Source organism: Ensifer sp. CCNWLY38 (assembly GCF_037120565.1).
Lineage (GTDB): Bacteria > Pseudomonadota > Alphaproteobacteria > Rhizobiales > Rhizobiaceae > Ensifer > Ensifer adhaerens_H.
This window is the reverse complement of the sequence record NZ_JBBBBO010000011.1, coordinates 222,485-242,661: the sequence shown is the minus strand read 5'-3', so window position 1 is coordinate 242,661 and position 20,177 is coordinate 222,485. Positions and strand designations below refer to the sequence as shown.

The following is a 20,177-nucleotide window of genomic DNA, read 5'->3' as shown; positions in this document are numbered from 1 at the left end:
GAACCAATTGCACCGCTGATAAGAGGAGGCGGTGCCCTGCCAGCAGACTGAAGGAAGATATGACCAACCGTAGTTACTATGCGCCGCATGGCGGCAACCCGCCGCAAACCCAACTCCTTTCGGATCGCGCGGTCTTCACCGAAGCCTACGCCGTGATTCCCAAGGGGACGATGATGGATATCGTCACCAGCTATCTGCCGTTCTGGGATAAAACCCGGCTGTGGATATTGTCCCGTCCGCTCTCCGGTTTTGCTGAAACATTTTCACAATATATCATGGAAATCGCTCCGGGCGGTGGCAGCGACAAGCCCGAGCTGGACGAGGGAGCCGAGGGCGCGATCTTCGTCGTCGAAGGCGAGTTGACCGTTACGCTCGACGGCAAGGCGCACAAGATGCAGCCGGGCGGCTTCGCCTTCATTCCGCCGGCTAGCAACTGGAGCGTTCGCAATGGAAGCGAAGCGCCGGTTCGCTTCCATTGGGTGCGCAAGGCCTATGAATATGTCGATGGCTTGCCTGTGCCGGAAGCCATCTTCACCAATGAAGCCGAAATCACCCCGTCGCCGATGCCTGGCACCGACGGCAAGTGGGCGACGACGCGCTTCGTCGATCCGGCGGACCTGCGCCACGACATGCACATGACAATCGTCACGTTCGAGCCCGGCGCGATCATACCCTTCGCCGAGACACACGTCATGGAGCATGGCCTTTACGTGCTCGAAGGCAAGGCGGTCTACCGGCTCAATCAGGATTGGGTCGAGGTCGAGGCCGGCGACTACATGTGGCTGCGCGCCTTCTGCCCGCAGGCCTGCTATGCCGGTGGTCCGGGCAAGTTCCGCTACCTGCTCTACAAGGACGTGAACCGCCATATGAAGCTGCGGGCGCGCTAAGGCAGCTTACGCAAGGTAAGATAAGGCAAAACCGCGCATTCGATGAGTGCGCGGTTTTCTATTTTCCTCAATGCGTTACTGGCGCTTGCGAATGGCGCGCTTGCTTCAATCCACCAATTGCGGATCGGCGGGCTGAAGGCTCCTTGGCTGCAGTCGCCGCAGCGTATTGCCTGCCGGGTTCTTGTCGAGGTGCAGCACGCGGGTGAAGAAGTCGTTGCCGCGTTCGGTGCGTCCGATATTGACGATCGCGACACCTTTGAGCTCTTCATCCATGAACTTCAGAACGCGCTGGTAGGCGTCGTCCTCAAGCGTGTCGAGCGCCTCGTCGATGATCAGCCACCGCGGCTTGTGCAGGCTGAGCCGGGCAATCGCCAAAAGGCGCTGTTCCGCTTCGCTGAGGTTCATCTGCTTTCGCGCATCCTGGTCAAGCCGGCCGCTGAGGCGACCAAGCCCGACCTTGGAGAGTACGGCTGCAAGTTCACCCTTGCTGTAGCTATCGGCTGGACCGGGGTAGGCGAGAACTTCGCCCAGGGTCCCGGGCGGGAAGTAAGGTGACTTCGGAACGAAAGCGAGGCCATCATCGACCGGCAGTGCAATGCGGCCGTGACCCCAGGGCCAAAGGCCGGCGATCGCCCGGAAGAACGGCGCCTTCTCCACCTCGGGCGCACCGGTGACAAGCACCCGTTCGCCCGGATCGATTGTCACGCTCTGCTCCCGCAGCGTGATGCAGCCCGTCGGCGAGACGATTTCGATATTGTCGAAGCTCATCTGCGACGTTTCCGACGTCTTGAATTCGATACGTTTGTCGCCCTCGTGCCTTTCGTCGGTCATCAGCAATGCGGAACGGAAGGCGGCAACGCGTAGCAGCGTGGCACGCCAGTCGGCGATCGCGCCGATGTTGTCGACGAACCAGCGCAACGACGCATGCACCTGGTTGAAGGCACCGACCGCCATCATCAGCCCGCCGAAGCTCAGGTCGCCGGCAAAGTAAACCGGCGCCGCAATGACGATCGGGGCAACGACCGTGATCCAGCCATAACCGCCCGTCACCCAGGTCAGGCGTGTCACCGCGCGCAACAGGCCGTAGCTGATCTCGAGCACCGAGGCGAGATCGCGCTGCAAGCGCTTCTTTTCATTGGCCTCGCCTGAAGATAGAGACACCGCCTCGATATGCTCGTTAACGCGCATCAGCGAGAAACGCAGCGCCGCCTCGCGGGCATAGTGTTCACCGTTCAGCGCCACCAGCGGACGGCCGACCAGCCAGCTTAGCCACGAGGCCGTGCCTGCATAGAGAATGGCGGCCCAGACCATATAGCCGGGAATGGCGAAGGCGTAGCCAGAGACATGAAAGACGAAGCCGTCGGACAGCGACCACAACACGCCGATGAAGCTCACCAGCAAAATACCCGATTGGAAAAGGCCGATTGAAAGCCCGGCTGACAGATCGGTCAGGTGGCGTGCATCCTCATGGATGCGTTGATCCGGGTTGATACCGATTGCGCCGGCGTTCGCCAGACGAAACGCGCGCGAGGGGCGCATCCATTCGGTTATGAGATCTTCCGTCAGGCCCTCGCGCAGGCGCAGCTTGATGACCTGTCCGAGCCAGGTTTGCAGGACGTTGAGGACGAGAAGTACGCCGGCGATCTGGGCGAAGACGACCAGCTGATGAAGAAAGGCCGGAAGGTCGCGTCGCTCGAGCGTGTCGTAGAACGGTTTGTACCATCGATTGAGGATGATCTGGCCAAAGGCTGTCACAACGATGACAACGACGATGGTTATGCTGAGCCAAATGATCTTGTTGCGTAGCGGCGAGGCCATGAAAGCCCGATGCATCATCCGCAATTGATCACCGAGGGATTGTTCGTCGCTGGGCTCTATCCGGCCGCTATTCTTGACGTTCGTCCGGTTCGACATCGGTGCGAATCTCTCCTTCCCGGTATCTTTAATTGGAATATAGCGTGCCTTACGCTCTCACCCTAGAGCGGATTGTCTAAGCTCACATGTAACCGCGGTCACAAAGGCCCTCGTATCCCGGCGCAAAATTGATTTGTACCATCCGAAAGCGGGTTCATAGTTTCGCCAGACGAGGTCGAAAAACGGCGCCAAGGGAGGAACCAGTATGTCCGCGCATCTCGATCAAATCCGCGATCAGCAAAGAGAAACCTGGGACCGCTTTTCAGCCGGCTGGAAGAAATGGGACGCTCTCGTTCTCGGCTGGCTTGCCCCCTTCGGCCAGGCGATGATCCGCCAAGCAGCGATCAAGGACGGCGATCAGGTGCTTGACGTCGCTGCCGGGACAGGCGAGCCGGGACTGACCGTCGCCGCCTCGGTTCCGAACGGGCGCGTCACCGTCACGGATCTATCCGAGCGCATGCTTCAGGTGGCGAGCGAAAACGCCAGGAACCGCGGTCTGACGAATTTTGAAACCAGGATCTGCGACGCCGGCGCATTGCCTTTCTCCGACGCGACGTTCGACGCTGTTCTTTGCCGGTTTGGCTTCATGTTTTTCCCTGATGTTGCGGCAGCAGCCGAACAATTGAAGCGGGTCGCGAAACCGGGTGCACGTGTTTGTGCCGCCGTCTGGGCCTCGCCTGACAAGAACATCTGGGCAACGACGATCATGTCGACCATTGCGCGCCACGTGGAAATGCCGAAACCGCCGGCGGGAGCCCCCGGCCTGTTCCGCTGTGCGCCCGAGGGCCTGATGACTGCCGTCTTTACCGACGCGGGCCTGCGAGACGTCCGCGAGGAAGAGGTCACGACCACGATGGTTCACGACACGCCCGAAGACTATTGGACCTTCATGACCGAAATCGCCGCACCCGTGGTCGCGGGGTTGGGCCAGGCGGATATTGCAACGCGGGAGCGTATCAAGGCTGAGGTTCTGGATCTTGCCCGGCAGTCGATCCGGGCGGGAAAAGTCGAATTGCGCTCCACCGCGACAGTCGTCGCCGGTACGTGCTAGCCGCTAGGGCGTGCTTCCGGTCGAGGTCGAGGCGTCACGCGCCTTGGGTATGATCATTGGCCGGATTAGCGTGTCAACGCCGGATCGAGTGGCGCCGAGGTCCTTCCGTTTTTGCCGGCGGCGAGCATCCGGGCCATCTCGTTGACCGCCGCCTCCCGCTGTGGATCCCTTCCTGCAGCATAGGCAAGCGGGAATGCCACCGAAATATCCGGCTCGATGCCGACAGCTTCGAGCCGAAGATCGTTGTCGATCACCGCATCGGAAACCGCGAGTTCGAGCAGACTGTCATCCGGCAAGACATAGGCGCGGCCCGCCAGCAGGGCGCCCGCGGTCCGTTCACCGACCAGTGGAATGGCGTTTTGCCTAAGGGTGTAGGCGAAGAGCTCCAGGCCGCTGCGCGTGCCGTTATCGATCAGCGCGATCACCGGCTTTCGCCAACGGAAATTCGCAAGCGTTGCTTCGCCCCGGCGCGGTATAAGCCGGAACGAGGGCGTGTCGCCCACGAAAAGCTCCGCCGCATCGGCAGGGCCACCACCCCAGCGGCCGCGCAGGTCGACGACGAGACCTTCCGCATCCTTGAGTGCTCCGTTCGCCAAGGCTTCTGCGACGATATCGAGGCCATTGCGTGTGGAAAGTGTCCACATCCGCACGTAACCGATCTTGTGGCCATCGGGTTCGCTGAGTGCGAGACTTTCGTCGATCGCCCGCTCGAACATCGGCAGCGGCCGCAAGCGCTCCACCTGGACTTTCGCCGAAATCGGTGCGGCATCGCGATGGCGTCGAAGCCGGATCTCGACGCTTCGACCTACCTTATCGGCGAAAGAGCCGATTTCCCGGTAGGGAAGCCCGTCCACCGACAGGATCTCGTCACCAACGAGCAGGCCGGCCCTCTCGGCCGGCGATCCATCGTAGACATCGGCAACGAAGCGACGATCACCGTCAACGGTCGTCACCATGCCGATGCCGGGATAGCGGACCTCGCCATCCGGCGGAAAGAGGCGGCGCACGTCATTCCGGATTGCGAAACGGAAAATGTCGGAGAGTTCGAAATAGTCGATCGTATCGGGCTTGTAGCGTCCGGTATGCGAGACCCGAAGGCTGGAAAGGACCGATGTAATCGCGTCGTCGACGTCGCTGGGCGAACTCGCGGCCGCGATCGAGTGCAACCTCCCGTCGATTTGTGCCCGGGCAGCGGCGTTGAAGCGGGCCAGCGCCGTTGTGTCGTAGAATTCCTCATCCACCAGTTCGACGACGCGGTCAAACACAGGCTGGCCCGAACGCGTGACGTCGACTGCATGAAGAGCAGTCGGCTCCGACAGGAGCAACGAAAAGGTCAGCAACGTACCTGCGAAGCCAGGGCGCATAGCTCGTCCTCCGGTTTCCGATCGCTCGATTATCGGCCAAACATGGCTTCTTGGGAGGCGGCCTGCGTGCAAAATCGCGTGATCTCAGCAGCGGCCGCCGTCCGCCCTGTCTGGTTCCGCCTGGTTTTCAGGTCGGAGTTCCCGGAGGCAGGCAAGGCATCGCAAAGATCGTAGACTATCTGGATGCAATTGGGGATTGCAATCTTGTTGCTCGTTAAACGCGAAGCGTTTAATCGACACCCGAATGGCGGTCATGTGGCGTACGAACCGGCGCTGAGCAGATCGGGCCTCTGATCACTTTGGGTCATCAAAAAGAGGCGGCCGAATTAGCTCGTAGGAGCTATAAAAACCATTCAAACCAATCCGTTAATGGCGACAGATCTATTATGAAATTTCTGTAACGCAGTTGTCATATGCTTTCCGGTTTAAGTAAAAATCTAGCGGATTATGAAGATTTATTGACTAGGAAAGATTACGGCTTGTCTTTCCGCATTAGAGTTTGTTAACATTCGAATATAGGGGTTTCATTACAGCTTTGAACGCGGGAGGGTGGCATGCCGCTGTCGTCGATGCTTGATTCCAAGAATTCCCGACACCTCCGCCGAAAGTCAGCCGCACAGGATGGGCCACCTCCCCAGGAAACGGCGATGATCGAACGCCTTTTCCGGTGGTTCGGTGGCAGGAAGGCACGAAGCTTCACACCGCGCTCGGAAACCGGCCATCTACCCGGGCTCGCGCTCGAGACGCTTGAGCCCCGTTATCTGTTGTCTGCCGATATCATGCCCTTTGCGGTGGACATGGTCGGTGATGGCGGCGCTGACTACAGCCTGCGCTATGACAACCTGATCCAGGCGGTCCAGGTTTACGACAACAGGTCGAGCCTCCTCGTTGCGCAGCGGAATGCCGCGGAAATCGACTATATCCGGGTGACCGGTACTGCTGCGAACGATACGCTGACAATCGATTTTGGCACGGATTTCCTTCAGGCGCTCGATATCGATTTTCAAGGCGGCGACGGCGACGACAGGCTCTCGCTGACCGGCGGCGTGTTCGATCTCGTCGAGTTCGCGGTCGATGGCGCAGGGTCCGGCGTGTTTACCGCCGTAGACGGCGAGATCAGCCATCGGATCGGGATCGGTGGCGTCTCGACCGTGACCGATGCGACAACCGCGCAGGAGCGGATATTTGCCGACATAACGGGCGAGGGACAGACTCTGCGTCTCAGCGATGCCGGCATGTCGGGAGACGGGTTCTCGACACTTGACAGCATCAACGGCGACGCGCTGGTGTCCTACACCTTCGCTTCGCCAAATCTGAAGCTGACGATCGACACCGGCGCCGGCGACGACACCTTCGTCCATAATGGTTTCGACAACGCCGTTTCGGGCAAGGTCCTGCTGAGCGGTGGGGCCGGCAGCGACGCAGTGATCGGACCGCCAGAAGATACCGACTGGAACATAACCGGACTGAATTCCGGCAACGTTTCAGGGGTGTCCTTCGTCGAGGTTGAGAATCTTAGAGGTTCGGCCGACAACGAGGACACCTTCTTCGTTTCAGCTGGCGGCGGACTGACCGGCGTCATGGACGGTGGGGCCGACGGCTTCGACAGTCTCGTTCTCGATGGCGGCGTCTTCCATTCCGTCACTTACGTTGCGACCGGTCCCGCGTCGGGCACGATCACCCGCGATGGTCAGGTTCTGCGCTACGATGGTCTGGAACCGATCACAGACAATACGGTCGTCGCCGATCGTATTATCGCGACCAGCGATTTTGACGACGAAGCAAGGCTGAAGGATAACGGTGACGGCACTCTGACGCTCGAGTCGCTGTCGCTTATCCCGACCTTCGAGAAGGTCACCTTCGCCAAGCCCAGCAACAGCCTGACAGTCAAACTTGGCGCCGACCTCGGGATCCCGCTGCTGTCGAAGGATGTCCTAACGGTTACCGGTGTCAATCTAGGGGCTGCAAGCTTTACTGTTTTTGGCGAGAACGCTGCCGATACAGCTGGCGATGACGGCAAGGACGAAGTCTTCATCGAGGGGACGAACACATTCGGCGCCTTGGCGGTTCATGCCGAAAAGATCACGGTTTCAGGTGGTGTTTCGGCGACGACGGTCACCCTTGTGGCGCTCGCCGAAGACGACGGCAAAATCACCGGCGGCGCCCATTTCGCGACACCCGAGGCGATCATCGACCTCAGCGGCGCGACCATCACCGCCTCTGGCGCCGTGCAGATCTCGGCGACGGCGGATGCGACCGTTTCGGCTTCGACCGCGGAGGTCGGGCCGCTCGAAGGCGTCATCGTCACCGTTTTGCCGGAGGCGAGGATCAGATTTGACAACAGCACGTTGACGGCCGCGAGCCTGACGGCCGGCAGTTCGGTCAGCGTTTCGCTGACCGCGGCCGACGAAGGCGATGCAAGCGAGAACGACACGACCAAGGATGCCGCGGTTTCCGTGACGGTTGTTCTCAGCGATTCCATCACAGAAGTGCTGGGCGGCAGCGCCCTCAACGTATCCGGCGCCGTTTCTCTGACCGCCGACACCCAGCTGGCACTGACGACAATCGCGGACGGCGGCTCGGGCTCCAAGGGCGCGAGCGTTGCCGTTTCGGAAGTGAACGCGACGACGCGCGCCTTTATGGCGGGCAACTCGTCGCTCAACGCCAATGGCGGTGACTTGCCCGATTCTGTCGCCTTCAGCGCGACTTTGACTAGCAATGTCAGCACCACGGCGATCTCCAGCGCCGGTGGTTCGAACCAGGGCGATGGCACCAGCGAATCCGAAAAGCGGCTCGCCGACCCGAACCAGGACAGCAATTCCTCTGACAAGGCGGCGACCAGCGGCGGCGACATCACCTTCGCAGGTGCCGTCACGGTTTCCGATTACCGGACAACGACGGAAGCCTATCTCGATAGTTCCACCCTCGTTTCCGCAAGCACACTCGCCTTGACGGCGACCTCCACCGAGAGCGTCACGGCAGCCGCCGACGGCTCGGCTACGGGCAGCGCCGGGACCGGCGTCGGCGTGGCTGTCGCGCTTGGCATCGCCGATGTGACCACCCGTGCCTATGTCGCTGGAACGTCGGATCTGACGGCGAGCGCCGTCAACCTCAATGCCACGCTGAATGCCGGCGACAGTTTTGTCGTGACGGCGGAAGCCGGTGCGGGCGGCGCCGAAACCAACGTCGCCGGGTCTCTCGCGATCAGCATCATCATGACCGACGTCGAAGCCGTGATCGAGGCCGGTGCGACGGTCGATCTCAATGGCGCCGACCTCAGCCTCACGGCCTCGTCGACCACTCACGCCGAGACGGCCGCCACCCCCAATGGCGATGATCTCGGTGAAGCCGGCGAGACTGGTATCGGCGGCTCGGTAGCTCTTGTCGTCATCGACAACAATACCATCGCGGAGCTCGAAAACGGTGCGACGGTCACGGCCGCAGACGACGTGACGCTTTCGGCAACCGGCAGCCATGAATCCGAGACGACGGCGGAAGCCGGCGGCACCGGCGGCAGCACCGGCATCGGTGGCGCAGTGGCGATCGACGTGATCGACAACACCACCCGCGCCTCGCTCGGGACGGACGATGTCGAGCTCGACATAACCGGTGATTTCTTGGCAACGGCAACCCATCATGGGCTGAGCACAACCACGGCTGACGGCACGGCGATCGGTTCGACCGCGGTCGGCGCCGCGATTGCGCTGGCCTTCGTCGACAACCGCGCGATTTCGACCACGAACCGGAACCTGCGCGCCGACGGTTCGGTCAGCCTGTCGGCGCTCGGCGATGGCTCCAGCAAGGCGGACGCGAAAGCCAGCGCCAAAGGCGCCGACAAGAACGACGAATCCGCCGATGGCAACACCAAGGCCGATCAGCAGAAGCAGAAGCAGGTAGACTTCGCCAACAGCAAATCCGGCGATGCCGACAACACGAGCCAGACCGCCAACACCGGCGGTGGCAGCGGTGGCGATGTCGGCGTCGCGGCCGCCCTTGCGATCAACATCTCCGACAGCGAAGCGCTGGCCAGCATCGCCATTGGCCGCACCGTGACGGCTGGCGACGGCGCCGGAACCGGCGGCGTGAGCCTGCAGGCGAAAAACAACATGGATGCCTCGGCCATCGCCGATGGCAGCGCGACGCTCGAAAGCGAAACCTCGGGCACGGCGGTCGGCGCCGCCGTGGCGATCAACGTCGCAGACATGAGCAACAGGGCGATCATCGGCAACGGTGCGGTCGTCAACGCCGATGGCGGCGTCATCCTGTCTGCCACCATGAAGAATGTCGGCGGCGACCAGAAGAACGTCTTCGAAGCGCATTCGACCTCCGGCGCCAGCGGCGGCGACACCGGCGTTGCCGGATCGTTTGCGCTCAACGTGTCGGATGCGACCGCAGAATCGGCGATCCGGCCTTCCGCCAGCGTCACGCTCAGCAGCGACGACGCTTCGCTGACGGTCTCCAATACTTCGGAAAGCAGCGCGGTCGCCGAGGCGGATGCCGAGAGTGCCAGCACCGGCGTCGGAGCCTCCTTCGCCATCAACGCAGCCGACAACACGGCATTGGCCAAGGTCGAAAATTCCGTGGTCCTCACCGGTCTCGACGACCTGACGCTCAATGCCACCGGTAGCCACAAGACCACCACGACGGCGGAATCCGGCGCGACAGCCGAAGATGGTACCGGTGTTGGCGGCGCAATCGCGATCACTGTTGCCGACAATGTGACGGAGGCAAAGCTCGGCACCGGAGGCCTTATCGACCTTGACGGCGCCTTCGCCGCGACCGCGACCCACCATGGCGACAGCGCGACTTCGGCACTCGGCGACGCAATCGCCGGGAATACGGCGGTCGGCGCCGCTATTGCGCTTGCGTTCGTCGATGACAGCGCGACTGCGAGCACCGCCCGCAACATCACTGCGGATGGCAATGTCAGCTTCTCAGCCCATGGCGATGGCGCGAGCAAGGCCGAGGCTACAGCCAGTGCCGCGGGTGCGGACAAGGATAAGGAAAGCGACAGCGGCAACACCACCACTGACGACCAGAAGAACAAACAAAAGCAACTCGCCAATGAGAAATCGGGCAAGACGAACACGGGTGACAAGTCCGCAACGAGCCAGGGCGGTACCGGCGGGGGCCAGGTAAGCGTCGCCGCAGCGCTCGCCCTCAACGTCTCCTCGTCGCTTGCCGTCGCCTCGATCGGTGATGGCGTCACGATCATTGCCGGGCAAGGTGCGGGCACCGGAGCGCTTCAGCTCCAGTCCTCCAACAACATGAATGCCAGTGCCACGGGCGACGGCAAGGCGACGACCACGAGCAGTGGCACCGGCGTCGGTGTCGCCGTTGCCATCAACGTCGCGACCATGCGCAACGAAGCTTCGGTCGGCGCCGGCGCACACATCACGGCCGACGGCCTCACCGCTTCGGCGACGATGAAGACGGTCGGCGGCAACGCCGAGCACAATTTCGGTGCGAAATCCACTTCAGGTGCGAGCGGCGGCGACACCGGCGTAGCGGGCTCGTTTGCGTTGAGCGTTGCAACCACCAATACGCTCAGCACGATTGGGCTCGACCACGGCGGTGGCGGCACGACGTCCGTGACGCTCACTGGCGGCAATGTCAGCCTGCAGGCAACCAACACCACCGAGACGACCACGGAGGCAACTGCCCATGGTGCCGGCAGCGGCTCAGGAAGCACTGGCGTCGGCGCATCGATAGCGCTTGGTATTTCGCTCAACACAACCTTCGCCGGGATCGAAAACGGCGAAACGATCAGCGGCAACACCGGCAACTTCCAGGCTCTTGCCACCTCGAACGACACGGTCACCACCACGGCAAAGGCGGGCGCAGCCGGCAACACTGCTGTCGGTGGCGCAATCGCAGTCGCCTACGTGGATAATGACACGGATGCACATATCGGCTCGGGTGCGGGTGGTGCGATCACGCTGACCGGCAATCTCGCCGCGCAGGCGAGCCATGCCAGCACGATCCACACGCTCGGCGACGGCGAAGCGGCCGGCAGCAATGTCGGCGTCGGCGTGTCGCTCGCTTTGAACATCGCCGAAGTGACCAACGATGCCTTTGTCGGCCGGAACTTCTCCGGCGCCAACAATGTCAGTGTCACCGCCACGTCGACTTTCGACACGAAGGCAGAGTCCAAGGCGAGCGCCAAGGGAAATGATACCTCGAAGGCGAACTCCGACCAGGAGAGCAGCAACCAGACGAACATGGCGCAGAACCAGAGTGGCGGCTCGAAGGCGCCGACCCAATCTGGCAGCAGCAGTCTCGGCACCGCCGATAGCAAGAGCACGAATGAGACAGGTAAGTCGACACAGGGCGGGACCAGCGTCGCCGCAACGATCGCCGTCAACTTCCTCGACGCCGACAACACCGCGACGATCGCAAGCAATGTCGTGATCGGGTCTTCGGGCGCGATGGAAATCGCAGCGACCATGACCACCGACGCGCGTGCCCTTGGCACGGCGACAGCGACCAACACGAGTGCCAATACCGGCGTTGCCGCCGCTGTCGGCCTCAATATCGCCTTGCTCGACAATACCGCGCAGGTCAATTCCGGCGCCGATCTTACCGCCGGCTCGATCAAGGTGCGGGCAATCACGGCCGATGGCGAAAGGAATACCTTCCAGGCGCGGGCACTGGCAGGCGCCGTCTCGAAGAACACCGCCGTCGGCGGCTCCGTCGCGATCAACTATCTCGACGTCAATTCGAGCGCCATCATCGGCAACAATGCCGATCTCGACGCCAACGCCGGCGGGATCGCTATCAATGCGGTCAGCGTCAACGAGATGCAGAGCATCGCCGGCGGCGCGGCGCTGAGCCTCAATGGCGGCACCGGTGTCGGCGTCGCGGTTTCCATCAATATCGTCAACGATCTCAACACCAAGGCCGACGTCGGGACCGGCGTCGATGCCGAGGCGAGCGGCGCGATTGGTGTCACGGCCCATGCCGAACTGCTGCCGATTACGGAGAGCATTCCTGTCATCGGCAATCTGGCGGTGACCAGCTTTGCGGCCGGCGTTGCGGCAAGCAACGGAACGGCAGTGGGCGGTTCCTCAAGCGTCAACGTCGTCTTCATGGAGACGCATGCCTTCATCAATGACGGCTCCGATTTCGACGGCAATGGCGGGGTGACCGTTGAAGCGACCGATATCTTGACCATGGTCAGTGGTGCTGGCGGCATCGGACTGTCCGGCGGCAGCAATGCCGGTGTCGGCATCGGCCTCGACGTGAATGTCATCATTCGTAATACCAGCGCCTGGGTCGGTGGAACGGCGGACCTCGGTGCCATTGCCGGCAATATCCTCGTCAATGCCGATTCATTCGACACCATCACCTCGATTGCCGCCACCTTCGGCTTGAGCCTCAGCGGCTCGGGCATCGCCGCGTCCGTCGGTGTCGTCGTGCTCGACACCTCGACCGAAGCCTATGTTGAGATGGGAACAGCACTCGACAAATCCGAGCTTCATGCCGGCGGAAATGTCTCCCTCAAGGCAACCGGTGACGCCAAGATCTTCGCGCTCGCCGGCGGCATCGCCTTCGGCCAGGGTGCCGGCATCGGCATCGGCGGCACGGTCTTCGTTCACATCGACGATGTGAAGGCCGAGATCCGCGGCCACGCCGACGTTGAAACCGGCGGACCCGTTGGTCTCGATGTTTCGGCGATTTCGACTGAGGACGTGACCACGATCGCCGCCGCCGGTGGAGTATCGACCAGCAGCGCAGCCGTGGCTGGTTCTGTCGCTGTCACGGTGCTGACGGAAACGACGATCGCGCGCATCGGCTCGAATACGGCGGTCACGGCCCAGTCCGGTGCAAACGATCCGGGTGTTGCCGTCTACGCCTATGGCGAGACGGATCTCCTGACGGTTGCGGGATCGCTTGCTGCGTCCGGCGGCAGCGCCGCAGTTGGCGCCGGCGTGAATATCGCGACATTGATCAAGACCACGCAGGCATCGATCGATTCCGGCATGGATATGGATGCCGATGGCAACATCAAGGTCGAAGCGACCAGCAACGAGGACGTCGGCTCCTTCTCGGTCGCAGCCGGCGGGGCCTCCTCAGCCGCGATCACGGTCTCGGCGGATGTGTTCATCTTCGACGTGAAGACTCGCGCCTTCCTCGGTGACGATCCGATCGACGGCATTGGCAATGCGGGCCTGACCGACGTTCGCGCCCTTGGCAGCGTGCTGGTGCAGGCGGTCGATGAAACGGAGCTCGATCTGATCGTCGGCGGCGTTGCCGTCGGCGGCAGCGCCGGCGTCGGTGTCGCGGCCGGTGTGGCCGTCGTTACCAAGACGACGGAATCGTTCATCGGTGAAGACGCGCGCGTAACCGGGGAGGGCCAGCACAGCGTGGCTGCACGCACCGGCCGGTTCGACATCAGCTTTGCCGGATCGCAAAGCATGGGCGATGGCTATGACCCGCAGACCGACGGCCAGGTCAGCAAGGACAGTCTCGAAGCGGGCGTGCCGGTCAAGCAAGGGGGCGGGGGCCTCGGCCAGTTCAATGACCTCGACCAGGATGAGAGCGATGACGGGACGCCGACCGATCCGGGCTTGACCCAGCAGCGGACGGCGACGGCCGCCGTTGATGGCGGCTTCCGTGGCGTGGCGGTTTCGGCAAGCACGAAGGATGATATCGAGACGGCGGCCATCAGCGTCGGCGGCGGCGGATCCGTCGGTGTCGCCGTCGGTGCGGCGGTCAACGTCCTCAACACGACGACGACAGCGCTGATCGGGGAAGGCGCCCGCATCAATCAGGACATGAGCGGCGGCGGCAATGGGGCGCAGTCGGTCCTAGTCGCTGCAGCCAGCGATTTCAGCCACCTCGGCGTTGGCGCCGGTGCGGCCTTCGGCGGGTCGGGTGCAGCCGCTCCGGCAGTCGACGTGTCGGTCATCACGACGAAAACGAAGGCGACTATTGGCGACGACACTCTCGTAGACGCGAACAATGATGTAGCGGTCATCGCTACTGCGAAGGAAAAGGTTCTCGTCGTCTCCGCCGGGCTTGCGGTAAGCGGCGCCGTCAGCCTCGCCGGCGGCGTCTCGGTTGTCTCGCTCGATGCCGATACGTTCGCGCGCATCGGGGATTCGACGGTTGAGGCCGGCGGCGATGTCGCCGTCATGGCCAAGGACGACTCGCAGTTCACCATCGTTTCCGGTGCGGTCGCCATCGGTCTCGCCGGCGGTGGTGCCGCTGGCTCCGTTGGCGTCGTCAACGTCACCAAGGATACCGAGGCAACGATCGGCGAAAACGCGACGATCGATGCGCGCGCCAACGGCGCGGGTATCTCGAACGTGCTCGACGGCCAGATCACGACCAGCGGCGGCGATCCGACCGGTTTCTCCACGCTTTCCGGTGAGGCGCACGGCGTGATCGTCCAGGCGCAATCGTCGGAAATCGTTACGCATATCGCCGTTGCCGGCGCCGGCGGGCTCTATGTCGGCATTGCCGGTGCGGTCAGTGTGACAATCATCGATTCCGACACTTTGGCCGCCATCGGCGCGGGTGCCGCGATCAACCAGGGCTTTGCAGACTATCAGTTGCATCCGGGCAATGTCGGCCTCGGGCAGGGCGTTTATGTCAACGCCGCCAATGATGTCCGCATCACGTCCTTTGCCGGCTCGGCTGCCGTCGGCTTCGTCGGCATCGGTGGTGGCATCGATTTCGGCAGCATCAAGAACGACACCACAGCCTCGATCGGCGCGAATGCTGACATCCTGGCCCGCAACGATGTCGCTGTCAGTGCAGACTCGATTCAGGTCCTCAAGGGCTTCGCCTTCAGCGGCGTCGGCGGCGTTGTTGGCCTCGGTGCGTCGGTCTCGGTCTGGTCTATCGGACAGGATTTCAAGGACGATTACGCCAACGAGAAGGAAGGCACGTCGGGCGATGCCACCACAGGTGGTGGCGACAACGCGGCCGCCGATGCGGGGGAAAAGACCGATGGCGGCGTCGGCGAACTGACCGGCCAGATGACCGGTTTCAGCGGCGACGGAAACTCCCGCACCGCGGACTCCCGTGTCAGGGACAACATGCAGGGTGCATCGGACCGGCTGAACGACCCGTCGTTCTTCTCGGGCGCGGACCTCGATGCCGCGTTGATCCCGACGAATGAGGAGCACGGTACGACCGCCACGATCGAAGCCGGTGCGGATGTCGAGGCCGGCCATGATATTCTGGTCGTCTCGCGCCAGAACATGAAGGTCGATCTTCTGATCGGCAACGCTGCCGCGGGCCTCGTCGGCGCCGGCGCAGCCGTGACCGTGCTCAACGTCTCCGGACAGGTCAAGGCAAAGGCCGGCGGTAACCTCAGCGCCGGCAACCAGATCAAGGTCGAGGCTGAGCTTGACGAAGAGGTCGATGTGACGACCGTCGCCTTCCAGGGCGGGTTCGTCGGCCTCGGCGCATCGGTCATCGTCATCAACGATACCAGCCGCGTGCAGGCCCGCCTGCTCGATGGAACCGTGGTGGATAATGCCGCCCTGTTGTCGGTCAACGCTTCGAACACGCAGGACTTCGACGTCACGACGACAGGCATACAGGTCGGCGCAGTGGCGGCCGGCGCCTCCTATGTCGACCTTAATATCGGCGACACCGACGACAACACGATCGAGTCTCTGGCGACCATCGGGGCCGGCAGCCAGATCGGCCAGACCGACACGGTCGGTGCGATCACTGTGCATGCGGACTCGACCGTCGACGCCAAGGCGGAGACCTTTGCGCTCGCCGGCGGTGCGCTCGGCCTCTCGTTCAATTTTGCGCTGATCGACGTCGAGACCAACATCGAAGCATCGATCCTTGGCGGCGCAAACATCGATGCCACCGGCACCGTGACGCTGGAAGCGCTTTCGAGCCACAATGCCAAGGGCGATGTTTTCGCGCTCACCATCGGTCTCGGCGCGGTCGGCACGAGCTTCGTGACCGTCAATGTCGTACCGACGACAAGTGCGCTGATTGGCGGCAATTCGACTATTACAGCCGGCGGCATCGTAATGCTCGCCTCCCACAATTTCGCCGGCGAAACGGCGACGGATCGTGGCGCCAAGGCCTTTGCCGAAGCCTCGGGTGGCGGCCTGTTCAGCGGCCAGGGCGCCGTGCCCACCGCCAAGGCCAACGCCATCGTCAACGCTACGATCGGCGCGGGCGGCAGCCTGACCATTACCAACGACATCGATATCAAGTCGCGCCTGCGCAACTACGCCGTCGCCAACACCGAGGCGAATTCCTTCGGTGCGGCCGCTGTCGGTGCAACCGATGCCGAAGCGACCGCTAACGGCCAGTCGAACGCGGCGATGAATGCCAATATCGTTTCGGTTCGCGACATCGGGGTCGACGCGCTTGCGATCAACGGCGCGCTCGCCGTTGCGGAAGCGACAGGCGGCGGCGTCCTTGGGGCGCTGACGCTCAACAGCGCCACGGCAACCGCAAGCCCGTCCTCCGTTGCGGCGACCATCGGCAACAACACGTCCGTTCAGTCCGCACGCCATATCCGGCTCAAGGCACTCGCTAACACGGAAGGGGATTCGAAGGTCGTCGGCGTGACGATCGGCGGCATTTTCGGCGCCGGCGATTCCGATGCCACGACCAATGTCAGCCCGACCGTCTCCAGCACCATTGGCACTGGCAGCGTCATCAATGCGACCGGCACGGTTTCGGTCGAGGCGATTGCAGCGCCCATTCCAGGCACGCAGCCCGACTATGCAGTCGTCGACGCCGATGGTGTCGCCAACACCATCACCGTCAACAACCATGGTCTCGTGACCGGCGATACCGTCGAATACGATGCCGGCAGCGGTGGCGCGGTGATCCCCGGCCTCAACTGGCCCGATCCGCAGGATCCGGCGGTCAACCGCCAGTACAACGTCATCAACGTCATCGACGGCGGCAATGTCGACCCGAACAAGCTATACTTCGGCTCGACTTTCAACGCCGCAAGCATCGATTCCGAAACCGAGATTATTACTTTCCAGGGCGCGCATAATTTTATCAGCGGCGATGCCGTGCGTTACTATGCCGGGCCGGACGAGACGGTGAACAGCTTCGGCCTGACCGAGGGCAATCTCTACTACGTTCTGGTTATCGACGAGTCCCACATCAAGCTGGTCGATACCCATGACAAGGCGGTCAATCCGCAGAACTACTTCAAGAATTTCCAGCCCGACGACATTTCAGGCAACCAGATCACGCTCGCCGGACATGGGTTCACCAACGGCATGGCCGTCACCTATGACGCGCCCGATCCCAAGACTTTCGTCAGCCGGCAGGTCGATGTCCATCCGACGGCGCTCAATCCCGATGGTTCGCCGATCGCCGACGGCAGTCAGAACAACATCCGCTTCTTCGACGACAACGGTAACGCCCTGAACCATGGTTTCAGTGAGGGCGAGCGGGTCGTCTACAATGTCGAGACCGACACGGGCGCAACGGGGACGGCGATCGGCGGGTTGACGGACGGTCAGACCTACCGGGTCCATGTCATCAATGCGTCGACGATTCAGCTGAAGCGCAATGACGTCCTGACTGAGCAGGTCCATTTCGTTGAGAACGACGGCCTGAACCAGATCGTTCGCACGGGTGGCGGAAGCTGGGCTGACAGCGGCTTCGGGATCGGGGACGCGCTCATCGTCAGTGGCGCGGGCAGCAACAACGGGAACTACACGATCACCGGCGTCAGCGGTGCCACACTCACGGTCAGCCAGGATGTCGACGCCACGCGGGTCATCGACCAGTTCGAATTCATCGCCGGGGCGAATGGCAAGATCAAATGGGCCGGCCACGATTGGGCTGCCGAGGGGTTCACTTCAGGAACCATCAACGTCTCCGGGTCAGACATTGCTGCGCATAACGGACCCTTCACGATTGTGAGCGTTTCCGGCGATACGCTGACGGTTACATTCGGTGGTTTCGTCAACGATAACGATCCCACCGATACGGTTACTGTCCAGCGCAGTCCAGTTACGGCGACATTCGACCAGGACATCATCTCGCTTACTCCGATCAAGGAGAAGTCGAACGACCAGTTCATCACGGAACAGGTTCAATTCGTACGCAACGCTACCGGCGACCGGATCATCAGGACGGACGGCGAAAGCTGGGCTGATCACGGCGTAGTTCCCGGCTCGCTGTTCATCAGCGGGGACGGCGCCAACAGTGGGCAATACACGATTGTCAACGTCAGCGGCGACACTCTCATCCTGGCAGAAGTGAACATCGTCACTGAAACCACAATCACAAAATCGTTCGATCAGCCCGGCGCCGCGGGGGATGCCGCCGACGATATCCATTCGCTGATCAACGCCAAGAATCTGCCAATCGGCGGGCTGGAAGACGGCAAGACCTATTATGTCCGTGGCGTCAGCGGCCCCGGTGACGACACTTTCGAACTGTGGGACGCGCCTTCCGGCGGCACGCAGATGACGTTGACGCCGACCGGGCTTTCCGGCCCCTACGCCAACCATCGCATTGGCGCGCTGGCCGTCGACATATCGAGCGACACCACGAGCGAGCAACAGCTTCGGATCGACATCAACGATGCAGTGACGTCGGTAGCTGGCGGCCAGTTCCTGTTCGGCCCAGGCGAGGTCTCGCTCAGCGAAATCGCGCCGCAGTCAGGCGACGGCGTATCCTCGGCCTATTCAAAGGGTTCCGGCGGCGGCTTTGTTGGCGTCAACGGTAATGACGCCAATATCACCAGCAATCCGAACGTGACCGCCACGATATCGGCGACGCTTGTAACGACGAGCGGCGATGTCTCGATCACCACATCGGCCACCACCAATACGACGGCGCACGCGGTCAACGGCACCGGCGGCTTCGTCGCCGTCGGCGACGCGGATGCCAACAGCTACCAGGACATCAACAGTGTTGCCTCGGTTGGGGACGGCACGCGCATCGTCGCCGGCAAGAACTTCACCGTTGCATCCAGCACCAATGCCAATACCGGAGCCTCGTCGCATGCGAGCGCCGGCGGTGCCGTTGGCTTGGCTTCGCCGACGACCGTAGTCTGGATCGAGTACAACAGTGCCGCGACGATCGGCGCCGACGCGATCGTCGTCGCCGGCGAACTGGCACGGCTAACCGCCTATTCCGAAGCCGGCGTTTCCGCCAAGTCGACCGGTTCAGGCGTCGGCTTCGGCGGAGATGGCGACGCCGTCACCCATGTCTATATCGGTGTTGCGGATCCGAACCCCGATCCGGATCAGGCCGACACGATTGCAACCCTCGGCGACCGGGCGGTCCTGAATGCCAAACGCGCCGTTGCCAGCGCGAAAGTCGGGCGCTTCGACGTCTTCGCCGGCAGCGACGGCCGCGGCGCCGGCTTCTATGGCGAAGGCCAGGCCGAAAGCACCATAACGGCCCGGCCGAAGGCGGAAGTGCACATCAATGCCGACGCCGAACTGACGGGCTGGGAAGGTGTCGATCTCGTCACGCGCTACGACAACGTCAAGACCCATGCCAAGTCCTATGCCCGCGCGACGGGCCTCTTCGGCTTCGTCGATTCCGATGCGCACAACGACACCGACGTGGCGTCGAAGATATTCGGCGCCGCCGGCGCTCTGGTCACGGCCGGCCCGCGCGACAATGCGGATGGTGTTCTCGGCCATCCGGATTACCCGCAGGAGCCCGCGGCATCGAGCGAACACCTGGCGCTCTATGCCTCCACCGTCAACGGCTCGATCTCGCAGACGGATGACGCCGACCACAGCAAGCGTTCGCTTGCCGCCGGCGGCTCCGATGGCAGCAGCCCGGACGACCGGCCGCAGCAGATCGATTTCAATTCGGATGTCCTCATTCTCTCCGGGCGTTCGCCAGAACTGGTTGTCAAACAGCTCGTCATCGGTGCTGACGGCCAGATCGACGTCGCAGTTGAAGTGACCGTCAATGATAGCGCCAGCGGTGGTGGCAGCAGCGAAGGAGAGGGCGATACGATCCAGAGCGACGACATCG

At 62.5% G+C, this 20,177-nt stretch carries 5 protein-coding genes (1 of these 5 cut by a window edge); 3 read left to right on the top strand and 2 right to left on the bottom strand.

All coding sequences use genetic code 11. The annotated features are described in order from the left end of the window. Positions 1–59: 59 nt before the first annotated feature. Positions 60–887 carry a bifunctional allantoicase/(S)-ureidoglycine aminohydrolase gene (locus tag V7S54_RS23495; RefSeq protein ID WP_057249556.1) on the top strand — a complete coding sequence of 276 codons (828 nt, stop codon included), beginning with the start codon at positions 60–62 and terminating at the stop codon, positions 885–887. A 105-nt stretch (positions 888–992) separates the two neighbouring features. Here V7S54_RS23495 and V7S54_RS23490 read toward each other — a convergent pair whose 3' ends face one another. Next, positions 993–2,801 carry an ABC transporter ATP-binding protein/permease gene (locus V7S54_RS23490; RefSeq protein WP_065375921.1) on the bottom strand — a complete coding sequence of 603 codons (1,809 nt, stop codon included), beginning with the start codon at positions 2,799–2,801 and terminating at the stop codon, positions 993–995. Positions 2,802–3,006: 205 nt separating this feature from the next. On the opposite strand from V7S54_RS23490, the gene V7S54_RS23485 reads away from it, so the two are divergent. Continuing rightward, a complete protein-coding gene (locus V7S54_RS23485; protein WP_336408923.1) occupies positions 3,007–3,852 on the top strand; it encodes a class I SAM-dependent methyltransferase in 846 nt (281 codons plus the stop codon). Positions 3,853–3,917: 65 nt separating this feature from the next. Here the strand turns inward: V7S54_RS23485 and V7S54_RS23480 are convergent, their stop codons facing one another. Next, a complete protein-coding gene (locus tag V7S54_RS23480; protein WP_065375919.1) occupies positions 3,918–5,216 on the bottom strand; it encodes a S41 family peptidase in 1,299 nt (432 codons plus the stop codon). Positions 5,217–5,863: 647 nt separating this feature from the next. Here V7S54_RS23480 and V7S54_RS23475 point away from each other — a divergent pair. After that, positions 5,864–20,177: the 5' portion of an LEPR-XLL domain-containing protein gene (locus tag V7S54_RS23475; protein WP_336408922.1), read on the top strand. Its footprint extends 13,151 nt past the window's final position; only the first 14,314 of its 27,465 coding nucleotides appear in the window; it begins with the start codon at positions 5,864–5,866; its stop codon lies beyond the right edge, outside the window.

Excerpts from the sequence above, each read along its gene's own strand:
- V7S54_RS23495 (WP_057249556.1), top strand. The coding sequence starts at position 60 with ATGACCAACCGTAGTTACTATGCGCCGCATGGCGGCAACCCGCCGCAA.
- V7S54_RS23490 (WP_065375921.1), bottom strand. The coding sequence starts at position 2,801 with ATGTCGAACCGGACGAACGTCAAGAATAGCGGCCGGATAGAGCCCAGC.
- V7S54_RS23485 (WP_336408923.1), top strand. The coding sequence starts at position 3,007 with ATGTCCGCGCATCTCGATCAAATCCGCGATCAGCAAAGAGAAACCTGG.
- V7S54_RS23480 (WP_065375919.1), bottom strand. The coding sequence starts at position 5,216 with ATGCGCCCTGGCTTCGCAGGTACGTTGCTGACCTTTTCGTTGCTCCTG.